General features: G+C 62.9%; 19 protein-coding genes. 18 read left to right on the forward strand and 1 reads right to left on the reverse strand.

The window, feature by feature from the left end; genetic code table 11:
- Positions 1-97: 97 nt before the first annotated feature.
- Together DWB85_RS12070 and DWB85_RS19410 are read left to right on the forward strand one after the other, a co-directional pair.
- Complete coding sequence (locus DWB85_RS12070; RefSeq protein WP_420820271.1) at positions 98-391, forward strand: FAD assembly factor SdhE; 294 nt, start codon at positions 98-100, stop codon at positions 389-391.
- Positions 342-764, forward strand: coding sequence for a protein YgfX (locus DWB85_RS19410; protein ID WP_133300611.1), 423 nt, complete (start codon positions 342-344; stop codon positions 762-764). Before DWB85_RS12070 ends, DWB85_RS19410 begins: the two co-directional genes overlap by 50 nt.
- On the opposite strand, the gene nadB is transcribed toward DWB85_RS19410, so the two are convergent.
- Entirely contained in the window at positions 741-2,336 is a 1,596-nt protein-coding gene (gene nadB, locus DWB85_RS12080) for an L-aspartate oxidase (RefSeq protein ID WP_117954944.1), read from the reverse strand. The genes DWB85_RS19410 and nadB overlap by 24 nt on opposite strands.
- 264 nt (positions 2,337-2,600) lie before the next feature.
- Here nadB and rpoE point away from each other — a divergent pair, with 264 nt between their 5' ends.
- From rpoE to adk, 16 genes are all read left to right on the forward strand, one after another.
- Entirely contained in the window at positions 2,601-3,179 is a 579-nt protein-coding gene (gene rpoE / locus DWB85_RS12085) for an RNA polymerase sigma factor RpoE (RefSeq protein ID WP_117954946.1), read from the forward strand.
- A gap of 76 nt (positions 3,180-3,255) precedes the next feature.
- Complete coding sequence (locus tag DWB85_RS12090) at positions 3,256-3,852, forward strand: sigma-E factor negative regulatory protein (RefSeq protein WP_117954948.1); 597 nt, start codon at positions 3,256-3,258, stop codon at positions 3,850-3,852.
- 5 nt (positions 3,853-3,857) lie between these two features.
- A complete protein-coding gene (locus DWB85_RS12095; protein WP_117954950.1) occupies positions 3,858-4,859 on the forward strand; it encodes a MucB/RseB C-terminal domain-containing protein in 1,002 nt (333 codons plus the stop codon).
- 1 nt (position 4,860) lies between these two features.
- Positions 4,861-5,337, forward strand: a complete 477-nt coding sequence (locus DWB85_RS12100; RefSeq protein WP_117954952.1) for a SoxR reducing system RseC family protein — start codon at positions 4,861-4,863, stop codon at positions 5,335-5,337.
- 61 nt (positions 5,338-5,398) lie between these two features.
- A complete protein-coding gene (locus DWB85_RS12105) occupies positions 5,399-6,808 on the forward strand; it encodes a DegQ family serine endoprotease (RefSeq protein ID WP_117954954.1) in 1,410 nt (469 codons plus the stop codon).
- 109 nt (positions 6,809-6,917) lie between these two features.
- Complete coding sequence (gene lepA / locus DWB85_RS12110) at positions 6,918-8,717, forward strand: translation elongation factor 4 (protein ID WP_117954956.1); 1,800 nt, start codon at positions 6,918-6,920, stop codon at positions 8,715-8,717.
- 8 nt (positions 8,718-8,725) lie between these two features.
- On the forward strand, positions 8,726-9,565 hold the full coding sequence (gene lepB / locus DWB85_RS12115) for a signal peptidase I (RefSeq protein ID WP_117955108.1): 840 nt from the start codon (positions 8,726-8,728) through the stop codon (positions 9,563-9,565).
- 29 nt (positions 9,566-9,594) lie between these two features.
- A complete protein-coding gene (locus tag DWB85_RS12120; RefSeq protein ID WP_162846107.1) occupies positions 9,595-9,981 on the forward strand; it encodes a DUF4845 domain-containing protein in 387 nt (128 codons plus the stop codon).
- Positions 9,978-10,670 (forward strand): ribonuclease III, encoded by a 693-nt coding sequence (gene rnc / locus DWB85_RS12125; RefSeq protein ID WP_117954961.1) that lies wholly within the window; start codon positions 9,978-9,980, stop codon positions 10,668-10,670. The genes DWB85_RS12120 and rnc overlap by 4 nt, the downstream gene beginning before the upstream one ends.
- Complete coding sequence (gene era / locus DWB85_RS12130) at positions 10,660-11,559, forward strand: GTPase Era (RefSeq protein WP_117954963.1); 900 nt, start codon at positions 10,660-10,662, stop codon at positions 11,557-11,559. Before rnc ends, era begins: the two co-directional genes overlap by 11 nt.
- 14 nt (positions 11,560-11,573) lie before the next feature.
- Positions 11,574-12,305, forward strand: a complete 732-nt coding sequence (gene recO / locus DWB85_RS12135) for a DNA repair protein RecO (RefSeq protein WP_117954965.1) — start codon at positions 11,574-11,576, stop codon at positions 12,303-12,305.
- Positions 12,302-12,673 (forward strand): holo-ACP synthase, encoded by a 372-nt coding sequence (gene acpS, locus DWB85_RS12140; protein ID WP_117954967.1) that lies wholly within the window; start codon positions 12,302-12,304, stop codon positions 12,671-12,673. The genes recO and acpS overlap by 4 nt, the downstream gene beginning before the upstream one ends.
- Positions 12,674-12,769: 96 nt before the next feature.
- Positions 12,770-13,666: a cysteine synthase CysM gene (cysM, locus tag DWB85_RS12145; protein ID WP_117954969.1), complete on the forward strand. Its 897-nt coding sequence runs from the start codon at positions 12,770-12,772 to the stop codon at positions 13,664-13,666.
- 1 nt (position 13,667) lies between these two features.
- Entirely contained in the window at positions 13,668-15,899 is a 2,232-nt protein-coding gene (relA, locus tag DWB85_RS12150; RefSeq protein ID WP_117954971.1) for a GTP diphosphokinase, read from the forward strand.
- Positions 15,896-16,711, forward strand: a complete 816-nt coding sequence (gene mazG / locus DWB85_RS12155; RefSeq protein WP_205422725.1) for a nucleoside triphosphate pyrophosphohydrolase — start codon at positions 15,896-15,898, stop codon at positions 16,709-16,711. Before relA ends, mazG begins: the two co-directional genes overlap by 4 nt.
- 131 nt (positions 16,712-16,842) lie before the next feature.
- A complete protein-coding gene (adk, locus tag DWB85_RS12160) occupies positions 16,843-17,490 on the forward strand; it encodes an adenylate kinase (RefSeq protein WP_117954975.1) in 648 nt (215 codons plus the stop codon).
- Positions 17,491-17,744 lie beyond the last annotated feature (254 nt).

The following is a 17,744-nucleotide window of genomic DNA, read 5'->3' on the forward strand; positions in this document are numbered from 1 at the left end:
CTTGGACGATGTGGGGGTGGCTAATGATAGGGCCTGGGGCCGGCGCTGTCAGCTATCCACCCGCTGGCTGCTTATGACGTTATAATGCCGGCCCCTGATGTTTATCCCTGAAGACGAGGCTGGCATGGTATCGGACGAAGAACTCAATCGCATGCGCTGGGCTGCCCGTCGCGGCATGCTGGAACTTGACCTGGTGCTGGAACCCTTTGTGCAGGCCTGCTACCGCGACCTGGACGAGGCTGACCGGGCGCGGTTCCAGGAATTGATGCTGTGCGAGGACCAGGACCTGTTCGCCTGGTTCCTGCGCCGCGAGCAGCCAGCGGACGGGGAGTTGGCTGTCATTGTCCGCAAGATACTCGACTTCGCCCTCGCTCCAGCTGAGGATCGCTGATTCGCCCCGCTATCGCTACTGCCAGTGGGGCTGGCACCTGCTGCTGGGCCTGGCGGCGCAGGCACTGGCCACCGGGGGCTACCCCGCTTGCTGGCTGGTCCTGCCGCTGTTGCCGCTGTCCTGCTACCGGTATCGCCGCCAGCCCATGACGGGGGCGGTGCTGGTCTGGAACATGGGGCAGTGGTCCCTGCGCCAGGGCGGTGTCGAGCGCCCGATCGAGGTGGTGCGGGGGCATTGCCTGCCCTGGCTGACCTGCCTCGGCTGGCGGTCCCGGGCGGGCGGTAGCGGCATATTGCTGTTGTTTGGCGACAGCGCCAGCCGCCAGGAATTACGCCGCTTGCGGGTCCGCTTACGGCTGCAGGGCGGGGTTTGAGGGGGTCAGGACCGTGTCCCTGGCCGCGGCAAGCTGCTGCGGGTAGTCCAGGGTGTAGTGCAGCCCGCGGCTCTCCTTGCGCTCCATGGCGCAGCGAATCATCAACTCCGCCACCATGGCCAGGTTGCGCAGCTCCAGCAGGTCGTTGCTGACCTTGTAGTTGCCGTAGTATTCGGCGATCTCCGACTGCAGCAGGGTGACCCGGTGCAGGGCCCGCTCCAGCCGCTTGTTAGTGCGCACGATACCGACGTAGTCCCACATGAAACGGCGCAGTTCGTCCCAGTTGTGGGAGATCACCACGTCCTCGTCGGAGTCGGTCACCTGACTCTCGTCCCAGGGGCGTACCGCTGACGGCAGGGGCAGGCTGGCCAGTTTGGCGGCGATGTCAGCCGCTGCGGATTCCGCGTACACGAGGCACTCCAGCAGCGAGTTCGAGGCCATGCGGTTGGCGCCGTGCAGGCCGGTGCAGGAGGTCTCGCCAATGGCGTACAGGCCGGGCAGGTCGGTGCGGCCGGCAGTGTCGACGATGATGCCGCCGCAGGTATAGTGCGCCGCCGGGACCACGGGAATGGGTTCCGCCGCCATGTCCATCCCCAGCTCCCGGCAGCGTTGCATCACCGTTGGGAAATGACTCTCGAGGAAATCCCTGGGCTGGTGGGAGATGTCCAGGTACAGGCAGTCGGCGCCGAGACGCTTCATTTCGTGGTCTATCGCCCGGGCGACAACATCCCGTGGCGCCAGCTCGCCGCGCGGGTCGAAACCGTGCATAAAGCGAGTGCCGTCGGGCAACAGCAGTTTGCCGCCCTCGCCGCGTACCGCCTCGGTGACCAGGAATGACTTGGCCTTGGGGTGGTACAGGCAGGTGGGGTGGAACTGGTTGAACTCCAGGTTCGCCACCCGGCAACCGGCGCGCCATGCCATGGCGATACCGTCGCCGCTGGCGCCGTCCGGGTTACTGGTATACAGGTAGGCCTTGCTGGCGCCGCCGGTGGCGAGTACCACCGCGCGGGCCTGGAACAGGTCCACATGCTCACGCTTCTGGTCGAGAATGTAGGCGCCCTGGCAGCGCCCGTCGGCATGTATCAGGTCGACGGCGACCCGGTGGGTGAAGATTTCGATGTTGGCCGCGGCCTGGGCTTTTTCCGTCAGTACTTCAGAGATCGCACGCCCGGTGCGGTCGGCGGAGTGGATGATGCGCCGGTGACTGTGGCCGCCCTCCATGGTGAGATGAAACTCGCGGTTTTCCGACTGGTCCTCACGCAGGTCAAAGTCCACGCCCTGGGACACCAGCCACTCGACGCAGCGGCGGCTGTTGCTGACGGTGAATTCCACGGCTTCCCGCTGGCACAGCCCGGCTCCTGCGCTCAGGGTGTCCTCCACGTGGGCGGCAACGGTATCGCGGTCGTGGAGCACCGCCGCCATGCCGCCCTGGGCCCAGTAGGTGGATCCCTGGTTGAGGTCAGCCTTGGACAGCAGGGCAACCCGGCAATCCGCCGGCAGGTGCAGGGCCAGGCTGAGCCCGGCGGCACCGCTGCCGATAACGAGTACGTCGTGTTGGTAAGTTCTGGGCACCTGGTTGTTCGCTTGCCGCGCCTGGGAGTGAATTATATTATGTGCCGCAACAACTTAGCGCTCAGGCACCACCTCGGGGCGAGTATATACGACCTCCGCCAATATAAGGAAATCCGCCGGTGGGATTGGCTATCAGGCAATTTTTCGCATTTTTGCACGGCGACCTCCCGGGGAGTGAACTACCGGGCAGTTGTGCGGTCTATCTGGGCACAACAGAAATCAGCGTCAGGGCAGTCAGCGCCTGGCCACGGAGGGGTTAGGGGCGTGACGGCTGCCGAGTCGGACCAGCAGCTCGTTGCCAGAGTGCAAAAGGGCGATTCAAGGGCGTTTGATCTGCTGGTGCTGAAGTACCAGCACAAGATCTTCAGCCTGATCGGGCGTTATGTGCACGACGCCGACGAGGTGCAGGACGTCGCCCAGGAGGCCTTCGTCAAGGCCTACCGGGCGCTGCCGAAATTTCGCGGCGACAGCCAGTTCTATACCTGGCTGTACCGGATCGCGGTCAACACTGCCAAGAACCATCTGGTTTCCCGTTCCCGCCGGCCCCCCGGCTCGGACGTGGAAGTGGAGGACGCAGAGTATTACGAGGGCGGTGCCGCCCTGCGGGACATCGAGACCCCGGAGAACGCCCTGTTCGGCGCCGAGTTGAAGCAGGTGGTGGAGACCGCCATCAGCGATTTGCCGGACGATTTGCGAACTGCGGTAACTTTACGGGAGTTTGATGGTCTCAGTTACGAGGACATTGCCGACATCATGGATTGTCCGGTCGGTACCGTGCGCTCACGCATATTCCGGGCGCGAGAGGCTATCGACAGCAAGGTAAGAGAACAGGTTGACGGCTAGGGCCGGGCAACCAGTTGCGGGGCAGGCCAATGCCCGCGCATAACAGGGAATCGCACCTGGTGCGGAGGAAAAACTGATGAGTGAACAACTGCGGGAATCATTGTCCGCGCTGATGGACGACGAGGCCAACGAACTGGAGTTGCAGCGCCTGTTGAAACAGGTTGGCGATGACAGCGAACTGCGGGCGACCTGGGTTCGCTACAACGCGGCGCGTTCCGCGATCGCCGGCCACGATGTCAGCCACCTGCAGCTGGATATTTCTTCCCGGGTAAGAGAGGTCATCGATAACTCGCCAGCGGAACAGCAGGAACCGTTGCGCCGGCGTCTGTTCCGGCCGCTGGCAAGTTTCGCCGTGGCCGCCTCGGTGGCGGCCACGGTGGTTATCGGCGGCCAGCAACTGGCCCAGGTCAGCGGCAATGACCCCTACGGCGCCGGCACTGTCGCTTCCGGCGCGTCGCCGGTAGGTTTGGTCAACAGCCTCGGCGCGACCACGGTGCGGGCCAGTTATGGCACCGAGGCGGTGCCGGTATTGCAGCCCGCAGCGCGCACCGCCTACAAGGAACTCGCTCGCCAGCGCATGGAAATGTATATGCAGGAGCATGCCGAACACGCGGCGCTCAATTCCCCCCACGGCTTGATTCCCTTCGCCCGCGTGCCGGAAATTCGCGAGTAACGCCGGTGCGGTCACTGCGGTATAGAAACAAAATCGGCCTTGGCGTGCTGGCGCTGGCGCTGCTCAACGGCTCGCCGGGGTTTGCCGCGGGCTGCCCCGGGGCAGACGACGAGGCCATCAGGTGGCTGGATAAAATGGCACGCAGCGTCCACGAGGTCAGCTACCACGGGGTGGTGACCTTCCAGCGTGGAGGCGACGACATGCAGGTAATGCAGGTGTCGCACTCGGTTGAGGACGGCAGCGCATCGGAAAGCCTGATCCAGCTCACCGGGCAGGGCGCGAAGGTCGTCCGCTCCGAACATCCCCTGGAATGTCTGCACCCGGGTCACAAGCTGTTGCGGGTGAGCGAGGAGATCCGGGCAGGGAATTGCGGCGTTGCCGCCCATTACCGTTTTACCGTCAGCGACGGTGAGCGTGTTGCCGGGCGCAAGGCGGTGCGGATCGTGGTGTCTCCCGCCGATATGTATCGTTACGGTTACGTGCTCGAGCTCGACAAGCGCACCGGGCTGCTGCTGAAGACCGAAACCATTGGCCGCGGCAACAAGGTGCTGGAGAAGTTCCAGTTCGCCGATCTCTCCTACCGGGGGCGCAACCCCGAGGGCGCCGAGGTCAACCTGGTGCATGAGGCCAGCCATCCCCTGCCCCAGATGCTGTCGCTGGGCCAACCCCCCATGGCAGAGCACAAGCCGGCCATCGGGCCCGGCACCAGGGTCCTGCAGCAGGGTTGGGCGGTGAACTGGTTGCCCCGCGGCTTTACTGCCACCGATTCCCAGCCACAGACGGCCGGTCGCAAGACCTTTACCGATGGCCTGGCGGTGTTCTCCGTTTTTCTCGAGGAGCTGGATCGTGAGATCCGTCCCGGGGAAGGCGTGGTCAACGAAGGCAGCACGACCTCCTACAGCCGCGGCATGTCGCTGGCCGACAATCCCGTGCTGGTGACGGTGGTGGGTGAGGTCCCGGTCAACACCGCCAGAATGGTGGCCGACTCGGTCAAGTGGGCGCGCTGAAATGGTAACCGAGACCGGTCGCGTGGTGGCAGTGGAGTCCGACGGGGTGTGGGTCGAAACCATTCGCCAGTCCACCTGCGGCAGCTGTGCGGCCCAGAAAGGCTGCGGCCACGGCCTGATGAACCGGATTGGCGATGGCCGCCGCTCCCTGATTCGCGCTCTGCCGGGTAAACTCGCCGCGGCGGATTGCCAGGTCGATGACCAGGTCCGCATTTCCATCCCGGAAGCGGTCATATTGCGAGGCTCGCTGTTGGTCTATATCCTGCCCCTGCTGGTGATGCTGGGGGGCGCTGCCGGCGGCAGTGCGCTGTTCCCGGATAGTGGTGACCTGGCAGCGGCACTGGGCGCGACAGGCGGTTTTTTTCTCGGTTTTGCCCTGGTGCGCCTGCATGCCCATCGCCACCGCGACGACCGCAGCCTGCAGCCAACCCTGGTGGAGGTGCTGCACCGCCGCCAGATCCCGGTAGGGCCCGGATGAATGTCGCCCCCGGCGGCAATCCTTTGTCAACCTGAAACCTGATCTTAAGTGGACCAAGCGAATGACTGTAATGACCCGACTTGCCTCCTTCCTCCTGCTGGCCGCGCTGTTGCTGGCCGGCCGCGCCGCGAGCGCGGCGCAGCTGCCCGAGTTCCGTGACATCGTCAAGCAGAGCTCACCGGCAGTCGTGAAAATCATCGTCGAGGCCCGCGCACCCAGGGCCGGCCAGGGCCAGCCGGGGCCGGAGGAGATACCCGAGTACCTGCGCCGTTTTTTCGAGTTTCGTGGCGCGCCGCCACAGACACCCCACCACCCGCGCATGGGTATGGGCTCCGGATTTATCATTTCCAAAGACGGCCTGATCGTCACCAATAACCACGTGGTGGAAGGTGCCGACAGTGTGCTGGTGCGCATGAGTGACCGCCGGGAATTCGACGCGGAAATCGTCGGCACCGATCCACGCAGTGACCTGGCACTGTTGCGCATTGACGGGCGTGGCCTGCCAGTGCTCAAGCTTGACGGCAGTGATGAACTCGACGTCGGTGAGTGGGTTCTGGCCATTGGTTCACCCTTCGGCCTCGACTATTCGGTGACTGCCGGTATTGTCAGTGCCAAGGGCCGCAGCCTGCCGACCGAGAACGGCGAGAACTATGTGCCGTTCATCCAGACCGATGTCGCCATCAACCCCGGTAATTCCGGCGGCCCGCTGTTCAACCTGGACGGTGAAGTGGTGGGGGTAAACTCCCAGATCTTCACCCGCAGCGGCGGCTCCATCGGCCTGTCCTTTGCTATTCCGGTGAGCGTGGTTCGCAACGTGGTGGAGCAACTGGAGGAGAATGGCCGGGTAACCCGCGGCTGGCTCGGGGTGACCATCCAGAATGTGGATAAAAACCTGGCGGAGTCCTTCGGGCTGGACCGGCCCCAGGGGGCACTGGTGGTGCAAATGGCACCGGGTGGCCCGGCCGAAGAGGCGGGACTGCAGGAGGGCGACGTGATCATTGCCTTCGATGGCAAGGATATTCCAACCTCCGCACACCTGCCGCACGTGGTGGGTCTGATCGCCCCCGGTGAAGAGGTGCCGGTAGTGGTGATGCGCGACAAAAAGCGCAAGACACTCACCGTTGAAGTCGGGGGGCTGGATGCTGACGACAGCTATACGCTCAGCGCAGGCAGCGCCAGTGACGAGCAGGGTGGTCGCCTGGGGTTGATCGTCGAAGAAGCCCCTGCCGGCGCCCTGGAGCGTTTCGGCCTGTCTGGCGGGGTGCTGGTTCGCGAGGTCGTGCCCGACGGGGCGGCGGCCGAGGCGGGGGTGATCGCCGGTGATATCATTACCCTTATCGGCAACCGGCCGGTGAAGTCGGTGGACGCCTTTGAGCAGGCTGTGGACGCCCTGGGTAGCGGCAGTTCGGTGCCCCTGAGGCTGATGCGCCGCGGGTCCCCCCTGTTTATCGGTATCAAGCTGAACGACTGATAAACATAGTGGTCCGGCGATAGCGGGACCACCCCGATTCGGGTACAATCGCGCGTTTTTCTGTGGCAGCCCACGGGGGCTGCCACGTGACCATTCCGGGCCCGAACGAGTGAGCGATCTCCAACACATCCGCAATTTTTCCATCATTGCCCACATTGACCACGGCAAGTCCACGCTTGCCGACCGGTTTATCCAGCACTGCGGAGGTCTCAGCGACCGCGAGATGGATGCCCAGGTGCTCGATTCCATGGATATCGAGCGCGAGCGCGGCATTACCATCAAGGCCCAGAGTGTCACCCTGGACTACAAGGCCCGCGACGGCCAGGTCTACCAGCTGAACTTCATCGATACCCCCGGTCATGTGGATTTCTCCTACGAGGTATCGCGTTCCCTGTCCGCCTGTGAGGGTGCGCTGCTGGTGGTAGATGCCGGGCAGGGGGTGGAAGCCCAGTCTGTGGCCAATTGCTATACCGCCATCGAACAGGGTCTGGAAGTGCTGCCGATCCTCAATAAAATGGATCTGCCCCAGGCCGACCCGGACCGGGTCAGGCAGGAGATCGAGGAGATCATCGGTATCGACTCCAGTAACGCCTGCCTGGTGAGCGCCAAGTCGGGCATGGGCATTGAGGATGCGCTGGAGTACCTGGTGGAGGAAATTCCGCCGCCGGAGGGTGACCGCGATGCGCCCTTGCAGGCGCTGATTATCGACTCATGGTTTGATAACTACCTGGGCGTGGTCTCGCTGGTGCGGGTCAAGCAGGGTGTACTGCACAAGCGCGACAAAATTGTCGCCAAGTCCATCGGCAAGGCCCACCAGGTGGACAGTGTCGGTATCTTCACCCCCAAGCGCCATGAAACCAGTTGCCTGCAGGCCGGTGAAGTGGGCTTTGTGGTCGCCGGCATCAAGGACATTCACGGCGCCCCGGTAGGGGACACCCTGGTGCACGACAAGCACCCGGACGTGCCCGCGCTGCCCGGTTTCCAGAAGGTGAAACCACAGGTTTACGCCGGTATCTTCACCATCTCCTCGGACGACTATGAGGATTTTCGCGATGCCCTGGGCAAGCTGACCCTCAACGACGCGTCCCTGTTCTACGAACCCGAGAGCTCCGACGCCCTGGGCTTTGGCTTCCGCTGCGGCTTTCTCGGCATGTTGCACATGGAGATCATCCAGGAGCGCCTCGAGCGGGAGTACGACCTGGACCTGATTACCACCGCGCCCACGGTGATTTACGAGGTGGTGAAGAAAGGCGGCGAGGTGATCCGGGTCGACAACCCTTCGGCACTCCCCGATGTTGGCGACATAGAGGAGATGCGCGAGCCCATAGCCCGCTGCAACATCCTGGTGCCCCAGGACTACCTCGGCAACGTGATTACCCTGTGCGCGGAAAAACGCGGGGTGCAAAAAGACATGCAGTTCCTGGGGACTCAGGTGTCGGTGGTTTACGATATTCCCATGGCGGAAGTGGTGCTGGATTTCTTCGACCGCCTGAAGTCGGTCAGCCGCGGCTATGCGTCCCTGGACTACAGCTTTGAACGCTTTGAACCGGCCCGTCTTGCCCGCCTGGATGTGCTGATCAACGGCGACCGGGTGGACGCCCTGGCGGTTATCGTGCACCAGGACCAGGTGCAGTACCGGGGCCGGGCGCTGACCGAAAAAATGAAAGAACTGATTCCCCGGCAGATGTTCGACGTGGCGATACAGGCCGCGGTGGGCGGCAAGATCGTGGCCCGGCAAACCGTCAAGGCGCTGCGCAAGAACGTGACGGCCAAGTGTTACGGTGGCGACGCCACCCGCAAGAAAAAGCTGTTGGAAAAGCAGAAAGCAGGTAAGAAGCGTATGAAGCAGGTAGGCAGTGTGGAAATTCCCCAGTCGGCATTCCTGGCGGTGTTGAAGGTGGACGGCTGATGGGCGGAATGACCATAGATTTCCCGCTCATCCTGGTCATCCTGGTGGCCGGCTCCGGGCTGATCTGGCTGCTGGACGCCCTGTTCCTGGCCCCGGGCCGGAAGAAAGTGATCGCCGAGCTGCAGGCCCGGTACCCCAACCGGGAGGACACGGCCAACCCGCAGCACCAGCAGTTCCAGGCGCGGGTGGCGGACCAGGCGGCGGAACCGGTGGTGGTGGAATACGCCCGCTCGTTTTTCCCGGTGCTGTTCATTGTGTTCGTGCTGCGCTCATTCCTGGTGGAGCCGTTCCAGATCCCATCCTCCTCCATGGTGCCGACGCTGCAGGTGGGTGACTATATCCTGGTCAACAAGTTTACCTACGGCATTCGCCTGCCGGTCACCAGGACCAAGGTGCTTGACCTCAATGAGCCCGAGCGTGGCGACGTGATGGTGTTCTTTCCCCCCCACATGAACGATACCTATTACATCAAGCGGGTGATCGGGCTGCCCGGCGACACGGTGAGCTACCGCAACAAGCGCCTGTTTGTGAATGGCGAGCAGGTCGGACGCGAGGATATCGCCATCGCTCCGGGGGTGAATGCCAGGTATCGGCTGGGCCTGGAGCAATTGGGCGAGGCCTCTCACCTGATGCAGGTCGATGAAGCCCGCATGCCGCGCAATTTTTCTGTCAAGGTGAAGCCCGGTCACTACTTCATGATGGGCGACAACCGGGACAACAGTTCCGATTCCAGGGTTTGGGGTCAGGTGCCAGAAAAGGATATAGTAGGCAAGGCCTTCGCGGTATGGATGCACTGGGACTCCTTCCTGAGCATTCCCAGCTTTGATCGGGTCGGCCTGATAGAATGAATAAAATGGTCCGTAGGGGGAACAGGGAAATGCGCACGCTCAAGCGGCAGAGAGGGATGTCCATACCCGGCATGCTGGTCATTGCCATCATGGCCGGTTTTTACGTCATGTGTTTCGTCAAGATGGTGCCTCACTACTTTGAATACATGTCCGTCAAGGACATCATTACCCAGGTCGCCAATGAGCATGAACCGGGCACCACTACCGTGGGCCAGGTTCGCCGGCGCATAGACAACCTGTTCAACACCAACCAGATTTACGCGCTCAAGATTGGCGATGTGGAAATTTACCGGGAAAAGGGTAATACCTACATCGATGCCAGCTACGAGGCCAGGGTGCCCATTGCCGGGCGGCTGGACGCAGTGCTCAAGTTTGACGACCTGCTGTTCGTGGCGGGAAAGCCTAACATCAAGTGACGGACCAGCAGGCACACTCGGCGCGCCTGCAGCGGGCGCTGGGTTATCAGTTTGCCGATAGCAGCCTGCTGGAACTCGCCCTGACTCACCGCAGCGTGGGCGGCCGCAATAATGAGCGGCTGGAATTTCTCGGCGACTCGATTCTCAACCACATTATTGCCGAGGCGATCTTTCGCCGTTTTCCCGATGCCCGCGAGGGCCAGATGAGCCGTATGCGCTCAGCCCTGGTGAAAGGTGACACCCTGGCCCGGGTGGCGCGGGACCTCGAGCTGGGCGATCACCTGGTGCTCGGCAGCGGTGAGCGCAAAAGCGGCGGCAAGCGGCGCGGCTCCATCCTGGCTGACGCGCTGGAAGCGGTCATCGGCGCCATCCTGCTCGACGCCGATGTCGATACCTGCCGTCGCTGTGTGCTCGCCTGGTACGACTCGCGGCTGCAGGCCCTGTCGCTGGACGATGTCAGCAAGGATCCCAAGACCCAGCTGCAGGAATACCTGCAGGGCCGGCAGCGGCCCCTGCCGGAGTACGCCCTGCTGGGGGTGCGCGGCGAGGATCACAACCAGCAGTTTGAGGTCGCCTGCCGCCTGGCCAGGCCATCGCTGGTGGTGGAAGGCTCCGGCAGCAGCCGGCGCAAGGCCGAGCAGGCGGCAGCCCAGGTTGCTCTCGAGAGGCTGCAAGCCCGTGGCAAGTGAAGCCAAACGCTGCGGCTACGTGGCCATTGTCGGCCGCCCGAACGTGGGCAAGTCAACCCTGCTCAACCATATACTCGGCCAGAAAATCAGTATTACCTCGCGCAAGCCGCAGACCACCAGGCACCAGGTGCTGGGCATCAAGACCGAGCACAATCACCAGATTATTTTTGTCGACACCCCGGGCTTGCACCAGGGGGAAGACAAGGCCATAAACCGTTACATGAACAGGGCGGCCAGCTCCGCCATCCGCGACGTCGACCTGGTGCTGTTCCTGGTGGATCGCACCGCCTGGACCGGGGAAGACCAGATGGTTCTCGAGCAGGTGCAGCGGGCGAAACTGCCCACCCTGCTGGTGGTCAACAAGGTCGACCTGCTGGACGACAAGCACGTGCTCTTGCCGCATCTGCAGGCGCTGGCTGACCGCGGCGACTTCGAGGCTATCGTACCGGTATCGGCGCTGCGCCAGCACAACGTGGACCAGCTCGAACAGGAGATCATCAAACGCCTGCCGGAGTCGGCGCACTTTTATCCCGAGGAGCAAATTACCGACCGCAGCCAGCGCTTCCTGGCGGCGGAAATCGTGCGCGAGAAAATCATGCGCCAGCTGGGTGACGAATTGCCTTACGCCGTCACCGTGGAAATCGAGGAGTTTGCCCTGGAGGGAGAGGTCGCGCACATCTCGGCCCTCATCCTGGTGGAGCGCAAGGGCCAGAAGAAGATCATCATCGGCGACAAGGGCAGCCGGCTGCGTTCTATCGGCACCGATGCCCGCAAGGACATGGAGCGCCTGTTTGACTGCAAGGTCATGCTCCGCCTCTGGGTCAAGGTCAAAAGTGGCTGGTCCGACGATGAGCGCGCCCTGCGCAGCCTGGGCTACGACGACGTCTGAGCGCTGACGGCAGCATGCGCGTTCACCTGCAACCGGCGTATATCCTGCACCGCCGCCCCTACCGCGACAGCAGCCTGATCCTGGAAGTGTTCTGCGCCGAACACGGCCGTCTCAGCCTGGTGAGCAAGGGTGCCCGCCGGCGCTCGCGGGGCGGCAGCAGCAGCGCGCTGTTGCAGCCCTTCGTTCCCCTGCTGTTGTCATTCAGTGGCCGCAGCGAGATGAAAACCCTGACCCAGCTGGAGGCGGCCGGCCCGCCTTTCGCCCTGCGCGGTGAGCGCCTGTTCAGTGGCATGTACCTCAACGAGTTACTGGTGCGCCTGCTGCACCGGCACGACCCACATCCACGACTGTTTGCCCGCTACGGCAATGCCCTGGCCGAACTGAGTGCAGAGGGAGGGATCGAAGCGACGCTGCGTCGCTTTGAGCTGGGTCTGCTGGACGAACTGGGCTACCACCTGTCCCTGGCGGAAGACGGGCTCAGCGGCGAGGGACTTGAGCCCGGGGGCTGGTATCATTACGAACCTGACCACGGCCTGGTGCCAGGCATGCCCGGTACTGACCCGGCCCGGCCCGCCTATGCCGGCGCCGATTTGCTGGCCCTGGCCCGGGGTGAGTTCGACGGGCCGGCGAGTGCCACCGCCAGGCGTTTGCTGCGCCAGGTCCTGGCCCTGCACCTGGGTGACGCACCACTGAAGAGCAGGGATTTGTTTCGCGGGCGCCATCCGGGCGCAGGAGAGGGCAAGTGATCGCGATAGGAACGGACATTCTGAAATTCGAGCGCCTGGAGCAGACCGTCGACCGGCTGGGGGATCGCTTTGTCCAGCGCATTCTCACCCCCGAGGAACGGGACGAGTATGCCGCCAGCGCGCGGCCGCAGAATTTGCTGGCCAAGCGCTTTGCCGCCAAGGAGGCGGTCGCCAAGGCCCTGGGTACCGGCATCGGCCGCGGAGTGAGCTGGCAGGATATTCGCATCAGCCACGATGAGCACGGTGCGCCGCTGGTCAGCCTGTCCGGCGGCGCCCTGAGCGTGGCCCGGGAAAAAGGCGGCAGCCGGGTGGCCCTCAGCCTTGCAGACGAGGTCGACTGCGTCATCGCCTTTGCGGTGCTGGCCTGATTCACTACCTGTTATTGCAATAATTTTCGCCTCCCGCGCTGCAGCGTTGCGTATGACAGGGTACACTGCCGTTCGGCGTAAGGATGCTGAGATACTATGCACGCATACCCCACTATCGAAGCCTGTGTAGGCAATACCCCGCTGGTGCGCCTGCAGCGCCTGCAGGGCGAGACCAGCAATACCATTTTGCTCAAGCTCGAGGGCACCAACCCGGCCGGCTCGGTCAAGGACAGGCCGGCCCTGAGCATGATCGTCGAGGCGGAAGCGCGGGGCGATATCAAGCCCGGCGACACCCTGATAGAGGCGACCAGTGGCAATACCGGCATAGCCCTGGCGATGGCGGCGGCGATTCGCGGCTACCGCCTGCTGTTGATCATGCCGGCGCACATGAGCGATGAGCGCAAGCAGGCCATGTCTGCCTATGGCGCGACACTGATAGAGGTCAGCCAGGAGGAGGGCATGGAAGGCGCCCGCGACCTGGCCATGGCCATGCAGGAGCGCGGCGAGGGGCGAGTGCTGGACCAGTTCGGCAACCCCGACAACCCGCTGGCCCACCTCAACGGCACCGGGCCGGAAATCTGGCAACAGACCGCCGGCACAGTGACCCACTTCGTCAGTTCCATGGGGACCACCGGTACTATCATGGGTTGTTCCGCGTACCTGAAACAGCAGAACCCCGATATCCAGATCATTGGCCTGCAGCCGGAGGACGGCTCCAGTATTCCCGGCATCCGCCGCTGGCCCGAGGCCTACCTGCCGGCCATTTTCGACGCCGCCCGGGTTGATCGGGTAATGGATATCTCCCAGTCCGATTCCGAAATCATGATGCGCCGGCTGGCCGCGGAAGAGGGCATCTTCTGCGGGGTCTCCTCCGGTGGTGCCGTCGCTGCCGCGCTGAACCTGTCGCGGGAACTGGAGAATGCGGTCATCGTCGCCATCGTCTGCGACCGCGGTGACCGCTACCTGTCCACCGGCGTCTTCGCCGAGGCCTGAGATGGTCCGGGTTCGCCACCAGTCCCACCACGAAGCGGATCGCCACGAGATTGACCTGTCGGCGTGGCTGGAAACCCTGCCGCTGAAACTCGAACAGGCCGAGCGCGAGCGCCTGTTGGCCACCGCTGAACTGGTGCGTGAACTGGCCGAGGGTCCCGGTGAGGACCAGCTCGACTGGGCCCGGGAAAGTGACTGCTTCAAGGCCGGCCTGGATGTGGCGCTGATACTGGCAGAACTGCACGTCGGTTGTGACTGCCTGGTGGCGGGCATGTTGTACCGGGTGGTGCGCGAAAAACGCATCACCGTGGACGAGGTCGGGGAGCGCTTTGGTCCGGCGGTTGCCCGGCTGTTGCGGGGCGTGCTGAGGATGGCCGCTATCGGCGACCTGCGGCTGCAGCAGGAGCGGCCAGTGCTGGGCCAGGCCGATGCCCAGAAAGACAACATCCGCAAAATGCTGATCGCGCTGGTCGATGATGTGCGGGTCGCATTGATCAAGCTGGCGGAGCGTACCTGCGCCATTCGCGCGGTCAAGAATGACGAGGTCCGGCGGGAGCTTGTCGCCCGGGAGGTATTCGACGTCTACGCGCCGCTGGCCCATCGCCTCGGTATCGGCCACCTCAAGTGGGAGCTGGAGGACCTGTCGTTCCGCTACATCTATGCCGATGCCTATCGCAAGATCGCCCGCCTGCTGGACGGCAAGCGCCTGGAGCGGGACCAGTTCATTGCCGAGGTCAAGGAACTGTTGTCGGCGGTGCTGAGCCGCGAAGGGCTGCAGTTCGAGATCGATGGCCGGGCCAAGCATATTTACAGCATCTGGCGGAAAATGCAGCGCAAGGGTATCGGCTTTTCCCAGGTTTACGATATTCGCGCGGTGCGTATCCTGGTGCCGGAAATCAAGGACTGCTACGCCACCCTGGGACTTGTTCACGGCCTGTGGCGCAATATTCCCAATGAATTCGACGACTATATCGCCAACCCCAAGGAGAACGGTTACCGCTCGCTGCATACGGCGGTCATCGGCCCGGACGGCAAGATTCTCGAAATTCAGATCCGGACCCGGCAGATGCACGAGGAGGCGGAACTGGGGGTTTGCGCCCACTGGCGCTACAAGGGCTCCGATGGCGCGGCGGGTATGGCCAGCAGCTACGAGGAAAAAATCGCCTGGCTGCGGCAGGTGCTGGACTGGCACGAGGAGACCGGCGACACCGGCGAGGTGGCCGAGCAGTTCAGCTTCGACGTGGCCCAGGACCGGGTGTACGTGTTTACCCCGCAGGGGGATGTGGTCAATCTGGCCCAGGGCGCAACGCCGCTCGATTTTGCCTATCACGTGCACACCGAGGTCGGGCACCGCTGCCGCGGGGCCAAGGTCAATGGCTCCATCGTGCCATTGACCTATACGCTCAACACCGGGGAACGGGTCGAGATTCTCACCAGCAAGCAGGGCAGTCCCAAGCGCGACTGGTTACAGCCCGGGCTGGGCTATTTGCGCACCTCCCGGGCGCGGGCCAAAGTCCAGCACTGGTTCAGGGCCCAGGCGCGGGAGGAAAATGTCAGTGCCGGGCGCCATTTGCTGGAACGGGAGTTCAAACGACTGGCCCTGACCAGTATCGATTACCAGCGCGTGGCCAAAAAAGTGCAGATGAAAACCGTGGAGGACATGTATGCCGCGGTGGGCTCGGGTGAGCTGTCCTCGGCCCAGGTGCTCAACGCCGCCCAGGGGCTGGTTGAACAGCGCCGCGAACCGCAGCTGAAACTCGCCCGTCCGGGCGCCACCCGCTACCGGGGTGAAGTTCAGGTGCAGGGCGTTGGCAACCTGCTCAACCATATGGCCGGGTGTTGCAAACCGCTGCCTGGCGATGCGATTACCGGATTCATCACCCAGGGCCGGGGAGTGAGTATTCATCGCAGTGACTGTGCGCGGCTGGTCAAGCTGGCGGACAGCCACCCGCAGCGGGTCATCGAGGTGGAATGGGGCCGCTCGCCCACGGAAAACTACGAGGTGGATGTGTCCATCGAAGCCTATGATCGCCACGGCCTGCTGCGGGATATTACCAGCCTGTTCGCCAATGCCAGGATCAACGTGCTGACCATCAATACCCAGACCAACAAGAAAAGCCACACTGCAACCATGCGGCTTCGGGTGGAGGTGCCCAACCTCGCTTCCCTGTCCCGGCTGCTGGAGCGTATCAACCGGCTGAACAATGTTATTTCCGCGGTGCGGCTGAGCGAATGACGTGGGCCGGCATGTATACCATCGATGATCTCCTGCGGGTGATGGAGCGACTTCGCGATCCCGTGCACGGCTGCCCCTGGGATCTCAAGCAGGACTTCCGTTCCATCGTGCCCTCAACCCTGGAGGAATGTTACGAGCTGGCCCACGCCATCGAGCAGCAGGACTTTCATCACGTGGGGGAGGAACTCGGCGATGTGCTGTTCCAGGTAATCTTCTACGCCCAACTGGGTCGGGAACAGGGTTTGTTCTCTTTCAGGGAGATTGTGAACACCCTGGTAGAGAAGCTGGTGCGCCGGCACCCGCACGTGTTCGCCGATGGTGAAATCGAGGGCATCGTCAGCGGCGCTACCAGTGTCGACGAGGTCAACGCCAGTTGGGAAGCGATCAAGGCCCGGGAACGCGGTGAGCGCGAGCAGCACGGCGTGCTGGATGATGTGCCCGTGGCGCTACCGGCTCTGCCGCGGGCCCAGAAACTACAGAAACGGGCCGCCGGTGTCGGCTTTGACTGGCCCGATCCGCTACCCGTGCTGGCGAAACTGGAGGAGGAGATCGAGGAGCTCCGCCAGGCCCTGGCAGCGGGCGAAGCGGAGGCGGTCCGCGACGAGGTCGGGGACCTGTTGTTTACCTGTGTCAACCTGAGCCGGCAACTCAAGCTGGATTCGGAAGCCGCGCTGCGGGCATCGGCGAGTAAATTCGAGCGCCGGTTTCGGCAGATGGAGGGCATGGCGAAGGCCGCCGGCACGCCCCTGGACAGCCTCGATGACACCGCCCTGGATGCCCTCTGGGAGCGCGCCAAAGAGGGCAAAGAGTGAGCAGACACTAGCCAAAGGTAGGGGTTGTAACATAATAGCCCCCTGTGTATCGTTACTGGCCTCCCAAATACCCGTTTTACCCATCGCGAAGCGGCCTCGCCGCATCCACACTATAACGAGGACTCTCGCCAATGCGATTGATACTGTTGGGCGCTCCCGGCGCCGGAAAGGGCACCCAGGCCCAGTTCATCACTGATAAATTCGGTATCCCACAAATCTCGACTGGCGATATGTTGCGAGCGGCGGTAAAAGCGCAGACCGACCTCGGACTGAAGGCCAAGGAAGTCATGGACGCAGGTGGTCTGGTGTCGGATGACATTATCATTGGCCTGGTCAAGGAGCGCATCAGCGAGCCTGACTGTGACAAGGGTTTTTTGTTTGATGGTTTCCCTCGCACCATCCCCCAGGCCCAGGCCATGGTCGAGGCCGGCGTGAACATCGATCACGTGGTGGAGATTGCTGTCGAAGACGACGAGATCGTATCCCGACTGAGCGGCCGCCGGGTGCACCCGGGCTCCGGTCGTGTGTATCACGTGCAGCACAATCCGCCCCGGCAGGAAGGTCTCGACGATGAAACCGGGGAAGCGCTGGTGCAGCGCGACGACGACAAGGAAGAGACAGTGCGCAAACGTCTTGAAGTCTATCACTCGCAAACCAGCCCGCTGATTGATTTCTACCAGGACATGGTGGGTGACGATGCCCCCGTATACCACCGCGTTCCCGGCGTTGGCAGCGTGGAAAAAATTCGCGATGCGGTTTTTTCCGAATTGAGTGTTTAGTTCAGCAGACTGTTTGCCAGAGGGGAGCGAGGCTCCCCTTTCTTTTGCCTGGAATTCTATTTAACACTGTATATATAGTGTTTAAGCGCTATGGCTCTGCCTGGGTCGAGGCGAAAACAACGACTCTGAAATCCCCCTGGTGCCGCTAGAGCCTTGATTTATACGTGTTTTTTGTGTTTGCCTGCTGTTGTAAGCCCCGGTTTTTGTTGTTATTTTTGAGTTGCGTTACCTGACTAACAATTCTGGAGAAGAGC

The organism is Seongchinamella sediminis (genome assembly GCF_003457605.1).
Classification (GTDB): Bacteria; Pseudomonadota; Gammaproteobacteria; order Pseudomonadales; family Halieaceae; genus Halioglobus; species Halioglobus sediminis.